The 14,529-nt window shown below is 67.6% G+C and carries 16 protein-coding genes; 1 reads left to right on the top strand and 15 read right to left on the bottom strand.

The features are described 5' to 3' along the window. Positions 1 to 14: 14 nt before the first annotated feature. From ACUDCK_RS23155 to ACUDCK_RS23095, 13 genes are all read right to left on the bottom strand, one after another. Entirely contained in the window at positions 15 to 632 is a 618-nt protein-coding gene (locus tag ACUDCK_RS23155; protein WP_175168352.1) for a nitrogen fixation protein NifQ, read from the bottom strand. A 285-nt stretch (positions 633 to 917) separates the two neighbouring features. Then, on the bottom strand, positions 918 to 1,268 hold the full coding sequence (gene cyoD, locus ACUDCK_RS23150) for a cytochrome o ubiquinol oxidase subunit IV (RefSeq protein WP_006387442.1): 351 nt from the start codon (positions 1,266 to 1,268) through the stop codon (positions 918 to 920). Next, complete coding sequence (gene cyoC / locus ACUDCK_RS23145; RefSeq protein WP_006387443.1) at positions 1,268 to 1,882, bottom strand: cytochrome o ubiquinol oxidase subunit III; 615 nt, start codon at positions 1,880 to 1,882, stop codon at positions 1,268 to 1,270. Before cyoC ends, cyoD begins: the two co-directional genes overlap by 1 nt. Before the next feature lie 3 nt (positions 1,883 to 1,885). After that, positions 1,886 to 3,862 carry a cytochrome o ubiquinol oxidase subunit I gene (cyoB, locus tag ACUDCK_RS23140; RefSeq protein ID WP_020926575.1) on the bottom strand — a complete coding sequence of 659 codons (1,977 nt, stop codon included), beginning with the start codon at positions 3,860 to 3,862 and terminating at the stop codon, positions 1,886 to 1,888. Next, entirely contained in the window at positions 3,862 to 4,773 is a 912-nt protein-coding gene (cyoA, locus tag ACUDCK_RS23135) for a ubiquinol oxidase subunit II (protein ID WP_026384598.1), read from the bottom strand. The genes cyoB and cyoA overlap by 1 nt, the downstream gene beginning before the upstream one ends. A gap of 258 nt (positions 4,774 to 5,031) precedes the next feature. Continuing rightward, positions 5,032 to 5,586, bottom strand: a complete 555-nt coding sequence (locus ACUDCK_RS23130) for a response regulator transcription factor (protein ID WP_372363313.1) — start codon at positions 5,584 to 5,586, stop codon at positions 5,032 to 5,034. Between the two features lies 1 nt (position 5,587). After that, positions 5,588 to 6,790 carry an ATP-binding protein gene (locus ACUDCK_RS23125; RefSeq protein ID WP_049075761.1) on the bottom strand — a complete coding sequence of 401 codons (1,203 nt, stop codon included), beginning with the start codon at positions 6,788 to 6,790 and terminating at the stop codon, positions 5,588 to 5,590. Positions 6,791 to 6,972: 182 nt separating this feature from the next. Further along, positions 6,973 to 7,356: a DUF4148 domain-containing protein gene (locus tag ACUDCK_RS23120; RefSeq protein ID WP_064524818.1), complete on the bottom strand. Its 384-nt coding sequence runs from the start codon at positions 7,354 to 7,356 to the stop codon at positions 6,973 to 6,975. Between the two features lie 240 nt (positions 7,357 to 7,596). Then, on the bottom strand, positions 7,597 to 8,088 hold the full coding sequence (locus ACUDCK_RS23115; RefSeq protein ID WP_175168353.1) for a copper chaperone PCu(A)C: 492 nt from the start codon (positions 8,086 to 8,088) through the stop codon (positions 7,597 to 7,599). A gap of 30 nt (positions 8,089 to 8,118) precedes the next feature. Beyond that, entirely contained in the window at positions 8,119 to 8,736 is a 618-nt protein-coding gene (locus ACUDCK_RS23110) for an SCO family protein (RefSeq protein ID WP_175168354.1), read from the bottom strand. A gap of 59 nt (positions 8,737 to 8,795) precedes the next feature. Next, positions 8,796 to 9,224 carry a DUF2946 family protein gene (locus tag ACUDCK_RS23105; RefSeq protein ID WP_064524822.1) on the bottom strand — a complete coding sequence of 143 codons (429 nt, stop codon included), beginning with the start codon at positions 9,222 to 9,224 and terminating at the stop codon, positions 8,796 to 8,798. Between the two features lie 34 nt (positions 9,225 to 9,258). Next, positions 9,259 to 10,776, bottom strand: coding sequence for an acyl-CoA-binding protein (locus ACUDCK_RS23100; RefSeq protein ID WP_064524824.1), 1,518 nt, complete (start codon positions 10,774 to 10,776; stop codon positions 9,259 to 9,261). Then, positions 10,766 to 12,055, bottom strand: a complete 1,290-nt coding sequence (locus tag ACUDCK_RS23095; RefSeq protein WP_054500914.1) for an MASE1 domain-containing protein — start codon at positions 12,053 to 12,055, stop codon at positions 10,766 to 10,768. The genes ACUDCK_RS23100 and ACUDCK_RS23095 overlap by 11 nt, the downstream gene beginning before the upstream one ends. Positions 12,056 to 12,227: 172 nt before the next feature. Between ACUDCK_RS23095 and ACUDCK_RS23090 the strand changes: the two genes are divergently transcribed. Further along, positions 12,228 to 12,998, top strand: coding sequence for a peptidoglycan DD-metalloendopeptidase family protein (locus ACUDCK_RS23090; RefSeq protein ID WP_244976982.1), 771 nt, complete (start codon positions 12,228 to 12,230; stop codon positions 12,996 to 12,998). Between the two features lie 58 nt (positions 12,999 to 13,056). Here ACUDCK_RS23090 and ACUDCK_RS23085 read toward each other — a convergent pair whose 3' ends face one another. Together ACUDCK_RS23085 and ACUDCK_RS23080 are read right to left on the bottom strand one after the other, a co-directional pair. Continuing rightward, complete coding sequence (locus ACUDCK_RS23085; RefSeq protein WP_054500915.1) at positions 13,057 to 13,818, bottom strand: amino acid ABC transporter ATP-binding protein; 762 nt, start codon at positions 13,816 to 13,818, stop codon at positions 13,057 to 13,059. Next, entirely contained in the window at positions 13,815 to 14,495 is a 681-nt protein-coding gene (locus ACUDCK_RS23080; RefSeq protein WP_026384606.1) for an amino acid ABC transporter permease, read from the bottom strand. Before ACUDCK_RS23080 ends, ACUDCK_RS23085 begins: the two co-directional genes overlap by 4 nt. Positions 14,496 to 14,529 lie beyond the last annotated feature (34 nt).

Raw genomic sequence — 14,529 nt, 5'->3', positions numbered from 1 at the left:
CGGGTGTCGGCGCCTTAGCGCTGCCCACCCGTGCCATAGCAGAGGCCGTGGTCTTCGCAATGGGCGCACCCGGGCGCGGCCTGCGCCGGCAGCCCGGCATGCGCGAAGGCGGAATACGCCAGGAATTTCTTCCAACGCAGGTTGCCGGTGTTGCGCGCCACCAATCCCGGGTAATGCCGCGTCAGCAACGCGGTGACGTCGTCGCGGCCGCTCAACCCCAGGTCGCGCCACAGGTGGTCCGGGCGCAGGCAGGCGTGCGCCAGCACGCTGGTGACCCAGGGCGTGGTCGCGGCCGGTCCGCTGCAGGCGTCGAGCAGCACACGCAGCAGGCGGGTGAAATCCGATTGGGGGCTGGCCAGGCCGCGCGCCGCGTACGCGAGCAATTGCGCTCGCAGGGCGGCAAGCGCCGCGCCCGAGCCAGCCTGCGCGCCGGGAAACAGGCTGGCCAGCACCCCCGCCAATTCGGCGGGAGGCAGGCCGGTACGGGCCAGGTCGCGGTGCGCCAGGCTCTTGCCGATCACCGTGGCGAAAAAGCGCGCATCGGGCTGATCGGGCGGCGCATGCGCCAACAGCGTACAGGCCAGGGCATCGATATCCCGGGCGGTGGGGGCGGCGATCAGGATGGCATCCATGGGCGGTTCGCGGCGGTGATTGGGGGGCTTCGCTATAAGCTTGAATATATAACGAGCGCCAGAGGGCGGGCCTGCGCGGCATCAACCCTGCGGGGAAGTGGGACGGGCCGCTGCGCGGAAAGCGGGCGGTGGCGCCGCGCGGCCATGCCGGAGAAGGCAGCGCCGCGTTTCGCCATGGACCGCGGCCGCGGCAGGGCGCAAAAAAAACCGTCCCGATAGCGTGACGGCCTTCCAAAAAAAACAGGCGCCTCGCGGCGCCTGTCTGTCGTCATTGGATGACGGGTCTTACATGGCGTGGCCCATGTTGACGTTCATGTTGTACAGCACCCAGGCCGAACCCCCGACGATGATGGCGATGATCATCACGGTGAAGACGAACGTGGCCAGGTTGTCGCGGGCCGATTTCGAAGCGCCCATGTGCAGGAAGTACACCAGTTGCACCAGCAACTGGAGCACGCACAGCGCCACCACGCCGATGATGGTGATGGTGTGGGACAGCGCGCCGCTCATCACCAGGCCGAACGAGCCGAAGGTGAGCAGGAGCGAGAGCACGAAACCGATGATGTAGGACTTCAGGCTGCCGTGGTCGGCGGCGTGATCGTCGTGGCCGTGTGCGGCCGCAGCGGAGTGCGACATCAGAGGGCTCCCAGAAGATAGACGAAGGTGAAGACGCAGATCCAGACGATGTCCAGGAAGTGCCAGAACAGGCTCAGGCACGCCAGGCGACGCTTGTTGATCGAGTCCAGGCCATGGCGGCGGATCATGTCGATCATGACGACGATCCAGATCAGGCCGAACGTCACGTGCAGGCCGTGCGTGCCGATCAGCGTGAAGAACGCCGACAGGTAGGCGCTGCGGCCGGGGCCCGCGCCTTCGGTGATCAGGTGATGGAATTCATAGACTTCCATCGCGATGAAGCCCGCGCCGAACAGGAACGTGACCATCAACCAGCCGATTGCGCGGCTCTTGTTGTTGGCGTGGACGTTCAGGTTGGCCATGCCGAAAGTGAAGCTCGAGAACAGCAGCAGCAGGGTTTCGACCAGGACGAACTTCAGGTCGAACAGTTCCTTGCCGGTGGGGCCGCCCGCGGTGGCGTTGGCCAGCACCGCGAACGTCGCGAACAGCACCGAAAAGATCAGCAAGTCGCTCATGAGGTAGACCCAGAAACCGAAAACGGTCTTGGATCCATCGTCATGGTGCGCGTGATCGTCGTGACCCGCGTGGGGGTGAGTGGCTACGGCTTGAATCATGGCTCAGGCGGCCTTCTGCATTTTTTCAAAGTGGGCGTTTTCGATGCGTTCGACTTCCGCGGCCGGGACCCAGTAGTCGACGTCGCGGTCATAGGCGCGGACGATGAACGAACCGATCATGCCGACGAAACCGACGATCGACAGCCACCAGATGTGCCAGATCAGGGCAAAGCACATGACCAGGCCGAACGCGCCGATGAAGACGCCGGCGGCGGTGTTCTTCGGCATGTGGATGTCTTCGTACTTGGCCGGGCGCTTGTAGGCCTTGCCGTTCTGCTTGTCTTCCCAGAACTGGTCCAGTTCATCGACGTGAGGAACGTGGGCGAAGTTGTAGAAAGGCGCGGGCGACGAGATCGACCATTCCAGGGTGCGGCCATCCCAGGGATCGCCGGTGATGTCCTGGTTCTGCTTGCGCTGGCGCACGGACACGAACACTTGCTGCAGCAGGAACCAGATGCCCAGCATGATCAGCGCGGCGCCGGCCAGGGCGACCAGCAGGTAGGGCTGCCATTCGGGGTTGTCGTAGTGGTTCAGGCGACGCGTCATGCCCTTGAAGCCCAGGATGTACAGGGGCATGAAGGCCAGGAAGAAGCCGACGAACCAGCAGTAGAACGAGTAGCGGCCCAGGCGTTCGTTCAGCTTGAAGCCGAAAGCCTTGGGGAACCAGTAGGTCATGCCGGCGATGCAACCGAACACCACGCCACCGATGATGGTGTTGTGGAAGTGGGCGATCAGGAACAGGCTGTTGTGCAGCACGAACGACACGCCGGGGATGGCCAGCATCACGCCGGTCATGCCGCCGATGACGAACACCAGCATGAAGCCCAGCGTCCACAGCACCGGCGTGGTGATGCGCAGGCGGCCGCGGTAGATGGTGAACAGCCAGTTGAAGATCTTCGCGCCCGTCGGGATCGAGATGATCATCGTGGCGATGCCGAAGAACGCGTTGACGTTGGCCCCCGCGCCCATGGTGAAGAAGTGGTGCAGCCAGACCAGGAACGACAGCACGCCGATGGCGGCCGTGGCGTAGACCATGGACTTGTAGCCGAACAGGGTCTTGCGGGCGAACGTGGCGACCACTTCGGAGTACACGCCGAAGGCCGGCAGCACCAGGATGTAGACCTCGGGGTGGCCCCAGATCCAGATCAGGTTCACGTACATCATGACGTTGCCGCCCATGTCGTTCGTGAAGAAGTGCGTGCCCAGGTAGCGGTCCATCGTCAGCAGCGCCAGCGTGGCGGCCAGCACCGGGAAGGCGGCCACGATCAGGACGTTGGTGACCAGCGAGGTCCAGGTGAAGATCGGCATCTTCATCAGGGTCATGCCCGGCGCGCGCATGCGCAGGATGGTGACGATGAAGTTGATGCCGCTGAGTGTTGTTCCCAACCCGGAGATCTGCAGCGCCCAGATGTAGTAGTCCACCCCGACACTTGGGCTGTAGTCGAGCCCGGACAGCGGCGGATAGGCGAGCCAGCCGGTCGCGGCGAATTCACCGACGAACAGCGAGATCATCATCAGCGCGACGCCGGCGCCGAACAGCCAGAAGCTCAGCGAGTTCAGGAACGGGTAGGCCACGTCGCGGGCGCCGATCTGCAGCGGCACCACGATGTTCATCAGCCCGGTGATGAAGGGCATCGCCATGAAGAAAATCATGATGACGCCGTGGGCGGTGAAGATCTGGTCGTAGTGGTGCGGCGGCAGGAAGCCGGCGGAGTCGGCCGAGGCGACGGCCAACTGGGTACGCATCATGATGGCGTCGGCGAAGCCGCGCAGCAGCATGATCAGCGCGACGATGATGTACATCACGCCGATGCGCTTGTGGTCGACGGAGGTGAGCCATTCCGTCCAGAGGTACTTCCACTTGCGGAAGTAGGTGATGGCGCCGAAGACCGCTAGGCCTCCCAGGCACACGGCGGCCAGCGTGACCATGACGATGGGTTCATGGTACGGAATGGCCTCGAGGGTGAGTTTCCCGAGCATTATTGAGTCAATCCTGCGACAAGATTATTCGACGTGGGGGTGCACGTGGCGTCGTCGACGCCGGCCATCTTGGACATGGTGCTGCCCAGGATGTAGTCGAACATGGACGGTGGCACCGAGGCGTACTTGGCGACCGGGTTGTGTTCGCTGCGCTTGGTCAGTTCCTGGTACACCGCCGGAGTCAGCGCGGTGCCGGAAGCCTTGGCTTCCTTGACCCAGTTGTCGAAGCCTTCCTGCGACGTGGCGATGGCCTTGAAGCGCATGCCGGAGAAGCCGGCGCCGCTGTAGTTGGCCGAGATGCCGGCGTAGGTGCCGGGCTCGCGCGCGTTCAGGTGCAGCTTGGTCTCCATGCCCGCCATCGAGTAGATCTGGCTGCCCAACTGGGGGATGAAGAACGAGTTCATGACCGAGGCCGAGGTGATCCGGAAATTGACCGGGACGTCGACCGGGAACGCGATCTCGTTGACCGTGGCGATGTCGTACTCGGGGTAAATGAACAGCCACTTCCAATCCAGCGACACCACCTCGATGGTGACCGGCTTGTGCTCGGAGACGAGCGGCTTGTAGGGATCGAGCGCGTGCGTGGAGCGCCAGGTGATCACGGCGAGGATCGCCACGATGATACATGGCACGGTCCAGACCACGACTTCGATCGCCGTGGAGTGGGCCCACTTGGGCTGGTAGTCGGCTTTGGTATTGGATGCGCGGTATTTCCAGGCAAACGTCAGGATCATGATGATGACCGGGATCACCACCAGGAGCATCAGACCGGTTGCCGTGAACAGCAGGGTCTTTTCCTGAGCGCCAATGTCTCCCTTGGGGGAGAGGATTTCCATGTTGCAGCCGCCAAGCAGCATGACCGCGCCGACGCCAAAAATGCGCGTAAGGGTCGCAAGGAGGGGGTGTTTCACGTACAGCCTTGGATGGAAGGTGGGAAATGCTGCGGAGCAGCAGACTGGAATGCTGCTAGGCAGCAACGTCCATCCTATCGGTTTGACCTGGGTCAAGCGTGCGACGAATGGTCGCATTGCCCAGCCGGCTTTTGCCCCCAAGGCCCCTGCTTAAGGGTTTTCCCAGGCGGGAGAGGGCTTCGCGGGGCAGGTGGGGGTGCGACGATATGTCGCACCTGCACAAAGCAGGATTGTTGCGATGTGTCGTATCCGCGCCAATCAGTCGACCAGGACCTCGCGTTCCGGCCCCGGTTTCTTGGCCAACTTGCGCTGCAAGGAGCGCCGGTGCATGCCCAGCAGGCGGGCGGCGGCCGAGACGTTGCCGCCGGTCTCGTGCAGGGCCTGGTGGATGTGCTCCCATTCTAGGCGGTGCAACGGCGTCATGGTGCTTTCGATGGTAACGGTTTCCGGCTTCACCAGGCCCAGCGTGCGCAGGATCATCGGCGCGGTGGCCGGCTTGGGCAGGTAATCGTCGGCGCCGCGCTTGATGGCCTCGACCGCGGTGGCCACGCTGGCGTAGCCGGTGACCAGCAGGATGCGCATGTCGGCGCGCAGGGCTCGAAGGGGACGGATCAGGGTCAGCCCGGAATCCTCGCCCAGGCGCAGATCGACCAGCGCGAAGGCGGGGCGGATCTCTTCGGCCACGCGCAGCGCCTCGGCGATGCCGGTGGCGGTTCGGGTTTCCAGGCCGCGGCGCGACAGGCTGCGCTGCAGGGTGCGCACGTAGAGCTCGTCGTCGTCGATCAGCAGGCCAAGATCGGTGGGATTCAACATATCAGGTCCCGGGAGTGCCGAGAGGCAAATAAAAACGGATGCGGGTGCCGCCGCCATCGGCGGCGGTCATGGTCATTTCGCCGCCCAACTGCTCGACGGTGGCGTGCGACAGGGCCAGGCCGACGCCCAGGCCGCCCGGCTTGCCACTGTTGAACAGGCTGGTGGCCGGCAGCAGCGTGTGGTCGGGGTCGAAGCCGCCGCCATAGTCGCGCACTTCGCCGCGCAGGGCGCCATAACCGTATTCCAGGTGCAGGTCCACGCGCGGCTCGTTGGCGGCTTCGCCGGCATCGGCCGCGTTGTTCAGCAGGGCCTGCAGCAGGTGGGCGATGGCCGGATCGACCCGCAGGCTGGCGGGCAGCGTGCCCGACCGGCGCAGGTCGATGGTCGGCCGGATCAGGCGCCATTGGCCCACCACGCGCACCAGGTCCACGGCGGTTGGGACCGCCAGATTGCGAATCCGTTCCCGGCACAGGGCCAGCAGTTGGCTGAGCGTGGCGACGTCCTGCTTGAGGTCGGGCTCCTTGACCTCGGCGGCGATCTCGTCGGCCAGCAGGGTCATGGTGGCCAGCGGGGTGTTCAGTTCGTGCGCCATGGCGGCGGCGTGGGTGGCCAGGGCGACGATGCCCTCGTTGCGGGTGAAGCGCTCGCGCAGCCGCGCCAGTTCGCGCTCGCGCGCCCGCAGGTCGGCCGCCAGGCGGGTGGTGAACACCAGCACCACCACCACGGAAATCAGGAAGTTGGCGGCCAGGCCCCATAGCAGCAGGGTGTGGGTGTTGAGGTCGCCGCGCAGCGGCTGGCCGAAGATGGCGGCGGCGAAATAACCGGAGATGCCCGCCAGCGCCGCCGCCAGCGCCCAGTTGCGCGGCAGCGCCAGGGCCGCCAGGGCGGTGAGGATCAGGAACATCATGCCGAACGGATTGCTCAGGCCGCCGCTCCAGCCCACCATCCAGGCCAGCACCGCCATGTCCACCAGCAGGTGGCCGAAAGCGGTGGCGTGGGACAGGTCGCGGCTGTGGCGCAGCCGCAGGCTGGCGTAGACGTTGAAGCCGATCAGCACGCCCACGCCGATCCACAGCGGCTCCAGCGGCAGGGCCAGGCCGAGCACGGCGCTGGCCACCAGGATGGTGGCGGCCTGGCCCGCGATGGCGAGCCAGCGCAGGCTGCAGAGGGTACGCAGGAAGGAAAAGGCGGAACTACCGGGCATATCCAGACACAGGGTTGCCGGTCTATCGCCGGCGGATCAGGCGCCCGGCTGCGCGGAACGCTGGCATCCGGGGCGGCGTGGGGCGCCGCGCTGCCGCCGGGCCCCGCGAGGCCGCCGGCGGCGGATGTGTGCTGGCATTGTATGAGGAATCAGGACGGGCCGCAGATTGCGGTGTGTCCCTTTTATTGAATGGCGGACGCACCGCTATGCGCCATCGGCGCCGGCGGATAGCTTTCCTGGTCGGATGCCATCTGCCCTTGCATCTCGGCGGTCTGGAGCTCCTGTTCGACCTGGGCGCGGCTTTCCCCCGGGCCGTTGGAGGCGATGGCGGGCGGGTAGTCTTCCTGGCCGAAGGTGTACTGGCCGTCGGCCTTGGACTGGGCGAGTTCGGCGCTCACCTGGTCGGCGGTCTTGGCGGCGGGGGCGGGGTAGCTGACGCGCCAGTCGCCGTAGAGGTCGCGCTTGTATTGCGCGGCGGGAGCCGCGGCCTGGGCGGGTTGGGCTTGCACGGCAGCGGAGGCGGCGAGGCCGGCGCAGAGCAACAAAGTAGCTGTCAAGGTCTTCATGAAACGCTCCTGGCAATCAAAGCAAACGGCCTGGGGGCAGGCCGCGCCGTCGTCCCCGGTGCGGCATGGGGGCGATTTCCTGGGATGCGGCGGATGCGTGGAGAAACGGCGCACCCGGTGTTCTTGATTCGACCGGGTGGCCGTCCTGGCGTTGCAGAAAACGCGGCTTGCGGGGCAAACAGCTATTTCAAGCTTGAAATACAGGTGTCAATGCGCTTGCAATGACGCGGTCCCTGTTAATCAGTGCCCATGCTTGGCGGCCGGGGCCGCGCCGCCCGCCAGCGGACGCGCCGTGGCCGTCACCGGCACGCGGCGCTGCTGGCCGTTGGCGTCTTGCACCAGCAGCGTCAGCGCCACCGGGTCGCCCGCCGACACCTGCCTGGCCAGGTCGATCAGCATGACGTGGTAGCCGCCGGGCTTGAGTTCCACCGGCTGGCCGGCGGGCAGGTCGAGGACGGGGATCTGGCGCATTTTCATGACGTTGTCCTGCATCGCCATTTCGTGCACCTCGACGTGCTTGGCGGCGTCGGACTCGACGCCGACCAGGCGCGCCGGGACGGACGAGGTCAGGCGCATGAAGACGCCGGTGGCGTGCTGGCTGGGCACGGTGGCGCGGACCCAGGCGTCCTCCACCTTGAGGGTGGCGTCCTGCGCCAGGGCGGGGGCCTGGAGCAGGGTCAGGGCGCCCAGCGCGAAGGCGGCGGCGAGGGATTTGAAGGCGGTCTTTTTCATGGGGGTTCCTTTGATCGGGGGGCGGGCGGTTCAGATCACCGTGCGCAGGTCGGCGGCGCATTCCTCGGCGCTCTGCTGGTGGCGCAGGGCCACGCGCAGCTTGCCCCCGGCGTCGATGACGTAGGTCAGCGCGGTGTGGTCCATGGTGTAGGACGAGCCGGTCGGGACCTTCTGGTAGAACACCTTGAATGATTGCGCGGCGGCGCGGGTCTGCTCGGCATCGCCACGCAGGCCGACGAACGCGGGGTCGAAGGCCTGCATATAGGCCTGCAGGATCTCCGGCGTGTCGCGCTCGGGGTCGACGGTGATGAACAGCACCTGCACTTTCTTGGCGTCGGCGCCCAGCAGGTTCTTGATCTCCAGTGCGCGGGTCAGCGCGGTGGGGCAGATGTCCGGGCATTGGGTGAAGCCGAAGAACAGCATCACGGTCTTGCCGCGGTAGTCGGCGAGCTGGCGCTGCCTGCCCTCGGTGTCCCGGAGCTGGAAATCGCCGGTGGGCATGCTGGTCAGATCCATGCCGTTGAGCTTGGGGGCGTCTGGGCCGCAGCCGGCCAGCGGCAGCAGCGCCAGGGCCGAGAGCAGTCTGCGCCGGTGGCGGTCGGGCGCCGGCGCGGCGCCCACGGGGGCGCGCGAAAGGGGGGAGTGCATGAAAGCCTCGTCGGTTGACGGTTCGCAAGGGCGCGGCGGGGCCGCGCGGAGAGGCGGAGTCAGGCGGCGAGGGGCGGGGCGCGCGAGCCCAGCGGCGGCCCTTGGGCCGGTTGCACTGGCGTCGCCACGCTTGCCGGCGGGAAGGGGGCGGCGCGAGAGATGGCGAGCGCCAGCGGCGCGGTCTGCGCGGCGGGCGCCGGGGTGACGTGCGCCAGCAGGCCAAACGGGCATTGCGCGCCGGTGTCGGCGCCGGAGTTGCCGGCGCCGCCGTGCTTGCCGTCGGGCGAGAGCGCGATCTTGAGGGTGGACAGGTCGCCGGCGGCCGAGCAGAAGGTCACTTCGAGCCGGCCGTCGTGCAGCGCGCGCGCGTCGGGCATGTAGCCCGTCGGCACCAGGGCGCGCAGCAGCAGCGCCAGGAACGCCAGCCACAGCACGCCCCGGACGCGCAGGGCGCCGGTGGTTCGCGAGGGATGGGTCAGGGCGGACATGGACCGATTGTAGGCCGAGCGGCCGCGGCCGGCTTCAGGTGTCGGGATCGAGGCGCCGGATCAGGGCGATATAGCGGCGCCGCGCCTGGTCGGCGGGCAGGCCGGCCAGCAGGCGCCAGGTGGCCAGCTCCATCTGTTCGCGCACGCTGGCGTCCGGCGCGTCATGCGGCGGCGCATCGCCGCGCCGGGCCTGTTGCTCGTAGGCATACAGCCGGATGGCGACGCTGGTGGATGGCGCCTGTGGCAGCGCGCGCAGCGCCATCGCGGCCGCCTCGAATGCGTCCTCCAGGTCGTCGGCGGCGATCGCCAGCGTTTCCGGGTCCATCGCGTCGCCCTCGGGCTCCAGGCCGCTGGCGACGGCCAGCCGCCGCCACAATGCGTCCTCGGTGGCCGGGTCGGAGGCGCGCGAGGTGACCTTGGCGATGGCGTTATTGCGCAGGCGCAGGATATGGGTGGACGCGCCACGGTAGCGGATGGGGCCGTCCTGCACCTGGAAGGTGAGCGGCACCGCGATCGATCGCCCGGCCGGTTCCGGCGGCCCGACGCTGTCGACCGTGAAGGTGTTGCGCGAATAGTCCATCACGCGCGAGAACAGGTCGATCAGGCCGCCGCGGCCCTGGTAGACGCCGCTCAGGGGGCTTTCGCCCTCTTTGTGCCACACGACGTCCTCGGCGAACAGGGGGAACAGGGTTTCGAACTGGCCCGATAGCATCGCCTCGCGGTAGTCGCCCAGGATGCGCTCGACTTCGTCGCCGCTCATCGCGGCGGCGCGGCCGGGGCGCGCGATCGCCGGGCGCTTGTCCATGAACTGCAGGATGTCGGAGGCGACCCGGTCGCGGTCGTTGTCGACGCAGATCATGTGGTAGCTGTTGTCCAGCAGCACCAGCCGGCTGTCGGGAATGGCGTCGTTCAGGTAGTGCGCCGAACGCACCGAGGTCAGCTCGTCCTCGTGGGCGTGGATGATCAGGCTGGGACAACTGATGGCGTTCAGGCCGCGCTGCACCAGGCGGCGCAGGCGGTCGACTTCGCGCACACAGGCCAGAGGCACCCAGCGGTAGTGGAAGTTCTCGCCACGCTCGAACTTGGCCTTGACGATGGAGCGCACCAGCTCGTTCTTGATGCCGTAGGGCTCTTCCTCTTCGACCCGCATGCGCGCGGCCAGGCCGGGGATGCGATAGACCAGCTTGCGCAGGCCTCGGTACCAGGGCGTGCTCCAGCCGTCGATGAAGACCGGCGCGGCCAGGCTCACCAGCTTGCCTTTGCGGTGCTGCACGCGCTTGCACAGCTCCACCGCCAGCAGCGCACCCAGGCACATGCCGACCACGTGCAGCGTGTCGTGGCGCTCGGCCACCTCGCGGTACTTGGCGGTGACGGCGTCGATCCAGTCCTCGGCGCGCACCGGCAGCAGGTCTTCGGGCGTGGTGCCGTGGCCGGGCAGCGTCAGCGTGTGCGTTTCGATGCCGGCGCGCTTGAGGATCTTGTGCAGCGAGCCCAGGTCGTACTGGGTGCCGCCCAAGCCGTGGATGAGCAGGGCTCCGGTGCTAGTTGACATCTGCCTGCTCGACTTCACCCAGGCGCCACATACCCGCCACGACAGCCACGCTGCCGTCGAAATCCTCCAGCGGCGAGCCGCGGTCGCTGACCACGCGCCAGCCGCCGTCGGCGTGCGCCACGCGGAACAGCAGCGGGGTGCGGTCCTGGGCGCCGGCGCGGCGCGCGGCCCAGTGCAGCGTCAGGCGCGCGCGGTCGTCGGGATGGGCCAGCGCCAGCAATGCGTCCAGGTTGGGAATGGCGTCGGCCGGCATGCCGAAGGCGCCCTGGAGGTCGCCGGCCAGCTCGAGCGAGCCGTCGAACGGGTTGTAGCGGTACATCAACTGGTGGCTGCCCGCCAGCGCCAGGTCGAAGCGGCCGCGCCACTGCAGGGCGTTCTCGAGTTCCTGCGCGCGGGCGCCGCGCAGCGTGTTGACCAGCAGGATCAGCAGCGCGGTGACCACCAGGTAGACCTGGGTGGCCAGCAGCACGTGCCAGTGGTCGTTGGCCTCGACGAAGGGGCCTTCGCCCTGGGCGCTCTGGTAGAGCGCCATCAGGGTCAGCGTGATGACGGCCAGGGTGCCGCCCAGCGGGCCCCACACCAGCGCGGTCAGCACCGCGAACACCAGCGGCAGGTAGGTCAGTTCGAAGGTGACGACGTACGGCAGGTTCTTGATCATGTCGCCGTCGAAGGTCATGAAGGTCGTCACGATCAGGCCGACGTAGGCGCAGACGCCCAGCACCAGGTCGCGCCGGCGCGGACCACCCGAACGGCGCGGGCGGAAATGGGCCCAGACCGTCAGCGCGGGCGCCAGGATCAGGATGCCCGCCAGATAGGCCGCCACCCAGGTGCGCAGCCGCACCAGCGCATGGGCTTCCTGGGTCAGCCAGAGCCAGCCGCCGCCCAGCAGGGCGGACAGGCCGGCGCCAGCCACCGCGCCGGCCAGCAACGCCGCGACCAGGCCCACGCCACCCTCGCGCGGACTCAGGCGCTGCACGGTCCAGGCCGCCAGCAGGCTGGACAGGCTGGCGGTGATGGCGAACACCAGCGCCGTGGCGGGTTGGCCGCGGGTGAAACTGGTGAGCGCCAGTTGGGCACAGAAAAAGGCGGCCAGCAGCAGCGACCAGTTGCGGCGTTGCGTCAACAGATAGGCGCCCACCGCCACGCCGGGCGGCAGCCAGACGAACACGGCATGGCTCACCGGGTCGTTGAGCAGGCGAGAGAAGACGCCGCACAGCAGGTACGGGATGGCCCATAGCAGGCAGTACAGGTTCTTTCTCGGCGCTTGGGGCTTTCCCATATTGTTCCTTGCAGACGCTGTGATGCATGGCGAGCCGTAGCTCGCGGCAATCAGCGGGTTATACACGGCCCGGCATGGTCCGCGAAAGTTGCGGGGGCATACCGGCGTCCGAAAATCTTGGTACCCTTGGACGCAGTCATTCTTCACTCCGTTCCAGGATTCAGTGCTCTCCTTGCCCGCCCAGCTCTTGCCTGTTCCCGATTTTGCCGGCGTTTCCGGCGGCCTTCCGGCTCGTCCGCCGTCCCGCGGCGCCATCCGGCTCGTCCGGCTGGCGTTGCTGGCCGTGGTGCTGGCGCTGCTGGCGGCCTGCGGCACGACCAAGGTCCAGCCTGGCTACTACCGGGTGCAGTCGGGCGATACGCTCACGCAGATCGCGCGCAAACAAGGCACCAGCGTATCGAACCTGGTGCGCTGGAACAACCTGTCCAACTCCAACTCGATCGAGGTGGGACAGATGCTGCGCGTCGTGCCGCCCGCCGGCCAGGCCGCCTCCACCCCCGCCAAGCCGCGCGCCAGTTCGTCGGGCAGCCGCGCGCCGGCCTCCGCCACGGGCAAGCGGCGCACCGCGCCGCCGGGGGCGATTTCGCTGGTGTGGCCCGCGCAGGGCAAGGTCACCCGCGGCTATGACGGTTCGGGATCCAATGGCATCGTGATCTCCAATTCCGCCGGCACGCCGGTGGTGGCCGCCGCCGCTGGCACCGTGGCCTATTCGGGCAGCGGCCTGCGGGGCTACGGGCATCTCGTGATCGTCAAGCATAACGCCAGCTTCCTCAGCATTTACGCCCACAACAGCAAGCTGCTGGTCAAGGAAGGCCAGCGGGTGAGCCAGGGCCAGAAGATCGCGGAAATGGGCAATAGCGACAGCAAGCAGGTCGGCTTGTATTTCGAGCTGCGCTACGACGGCCAGGCGGTCGATCCTGCCGGCTCGCTGCCGGGCAAGTAGGCGCGCGGGCCGCAGGGGCCGAATTCTAGCGGATCCGCCGCCCCGGCCTGCCGCCGGCTCAGGCTGGATGCCCGGCGTCCTGCGTCAGGGTCGAGATGAATGCCGCCGTGCGCGGGTCGCGCGGCCGGGTGAACAGGTCGCGCGAGGCGCCCGATTCGACCACCTTGCCCTCGAGCAGGAACACCGCTTCGCGCGACACGCTGGCGGCCAGGCGCAGGTCATGGGTGGCCATCAGCATGGTCATGCCTTCGCCGGCGAGCTGGCGCAGCACGTCCACCACTTCGGCCGCCAGGCCGGGATCGAGCGCCGAGGTCGGCTCGTCGCACAGCAATACGCGGGGGGCGGGCGCCAGGGCGCGGGCGATCGCCACGCGCTGCTGCTGGCCGCCCGACAGATTGGCGGGCCAGGCCTCGGCCTTGTCCAGCATGTTGACCTTGCGCAGCAGTTCCTCGGCCCGCGCGCGGGCGCGGTCGGCCGGCCATTTCTGCACCGTCACCAGCCCTTCCATCACGTTGCCGATCACGGTCTGGTGCGGGAACAACTGGAAGTTCTGGAACACCATGCCGGTCTGCATGCGCACCCGCTGCACCTGATCGCGCGAGAGCTTTTCGCCGGGCTCGAACTCGACCCGTTCGGGGCCGATCTCGAGCGTGCCGCGGTCGGGGACCTCCAGCAGATTGACACAGCGCAGCAGGGTGCTCTTGCCGCTGCCGGACGGGCCGATCAGGGCGGTGACGCTGCCTTCGGCGATGGCCACGTCGACCTGCTTGAGCACCAGGTTGCCGCCAAAGGACTTTTCGATCTTTTCCAGGCGGATCATCGGTTCTTCTCGGAAAACACCGCGTGCTGGCCGAAGCGCCGTTCCAGGCGCACCTGGGCGGCGGACAGCACCGAGCTGAACACCAGGTAGATCAGCGCGGCCTCGGTGTACAGGATCAGCGGTTCGTACGTGACGGCGGCAATGCGCTGGGCCGCCTGGAAGATCTCGGGCACCGTCAGCACGGCGGCCAGCGAGGTGTCCTTGACCAGGGCGATGAAGGAATTGGACAGCGGCGGCACCGCCACCCGGGCGGCCTGCGGCAGCACGGTGCGGCGCAGCGCCTGGCCGCGCGTCATGCTCAATGAATAGGCGGCTTCCCACTGGCCCTTGGAGATCGACTCGATGGCGCCGCGGATCACTTCGGAGTTGTAGGCGCCGACGTTCAGCGTGAAGCCGATCAGCGCGGCCGGCAGCGGGTCGAGCACCACGCCGACGCTGGGCAGGCCGTAGAAGATCACGAATAGCTGCACCAGCAGCGGCGTGCCGCGGATCAGCCAGACGTAGAAGCGCACCAGCGCCACCAGCGGCGCCGGCCCGAACAGCCGGATCAGCGCCACCACGAAGGCCAGCGCCAGCCCCAGCGCGAACGACATCAATGTCAGCGGGACGGTGAACACCAGGCCGGCGTGCAGCAAGGGCCAGAACGAGTCGGCCATCAACTGCACCCAGGCCGGCACCGCCAGGGTGTCGACCTGGGACAGAATCCAGTCG

It is taken from the genome of Achromobacter sp. CF-sbj1-Ac2-l (genome assembly GCF_052698165.1).
The sequence above is the reverse complement of the archived record's forward strand: the minus strand, read 5'-3'. Positions and strand labels throughout refer to the sequence as shown.

Coding starts and splice junctions, on each gene's coding strand:
- ACUDCK_RS23155 (WP_175168352.1), bottom strand. CDS start 632: ATGGATGCCATCCTGATCGCCGCCCCCACCGCCCGGGATATCGATGCC.
- cyoD (WP_006387442.1), bottom strand. CDS start 1,268: ATGTCGCACTCCGCTGCGGCCGCACACGGCCACGACGATCACGCCGCC.
- cyoC (WP_006387443.1), bottom strand. CDS start 1,882: ATGATTCAAGCCGTAGCCACTCACCCCCACGCGGGTCACGACGATCAC.
- cyoB (WP_020926575.1), bottom strand. CDS start 3,862: ATGCTCGGGAAACTCACCCTCGAGGCCATTCCGTACCATGAACCCATC.
- ACUDCK_RS23130 (WP_372363313.1), bottom strand. CDS start 5,586: ATGTTGAATCCCACCGATCTTGGCCTGCTGATCGACGACGACGAGCTC.
- ACUDCK_RS23125 (WP_049075761.1), bottom strand. CDS start 6,790: ATGCCCGGTAGTTCCGCCTTTTCCTTCCTGCGTACCCTCTGCAGCCTG.
- ACUDCK_RS23120 (WP_064524818.1), bottom strand. CDS start 7,356: ATGAAGACCTTGACAGCTACTTTGTTGCTCTGCGCCGGCCTCGCCGCC.
- ACUDCK_RS23115 (WP_175168353.1), bottom strand. CDS start 8,088: ATGAAAAAGACCGCCTTCAAATCCCTCGCCGCCGCCTTCGCGCTGGGC.
- ACUDCK_RS23110 (WP_175168354.1), bottom strand. CDS start 8,736: ATGCACTCCCCCCTTTCGCGCGCCCCCGTGGGCGCCGCGCCGGCGCCC.
- ACUDCK_RS23105 (WP_064524822.1), bottom strand. CDS start 9,224: ATGTCCGCCCTGACCCATCCCTCGCGAACCACCGGCGCCCTGCGCGTC.
- ACUDCK_RS23100 (WP_064524824.1), bottom strand. CDS start 10,776: ATGTCAACTAGCACCGGAGCCCTGCTCATCCACGGCTTGGGCGGCACC.
- ACUDCK_RS23095 (WP_054500914.1), bottom strand. CDS start 12,055: ATGGGAAAGCCCCAAGCGCCGAGAAAGAACCTGTACTGCCTGCTATGG.
- ACUDCK_RS23085 (WP_054500915.1), bottom strand. CDS start 13,818: ATGATCCGCCTGGAAAAGATCGAAAAGTCCTTTGGCGGCAACCTGGTG.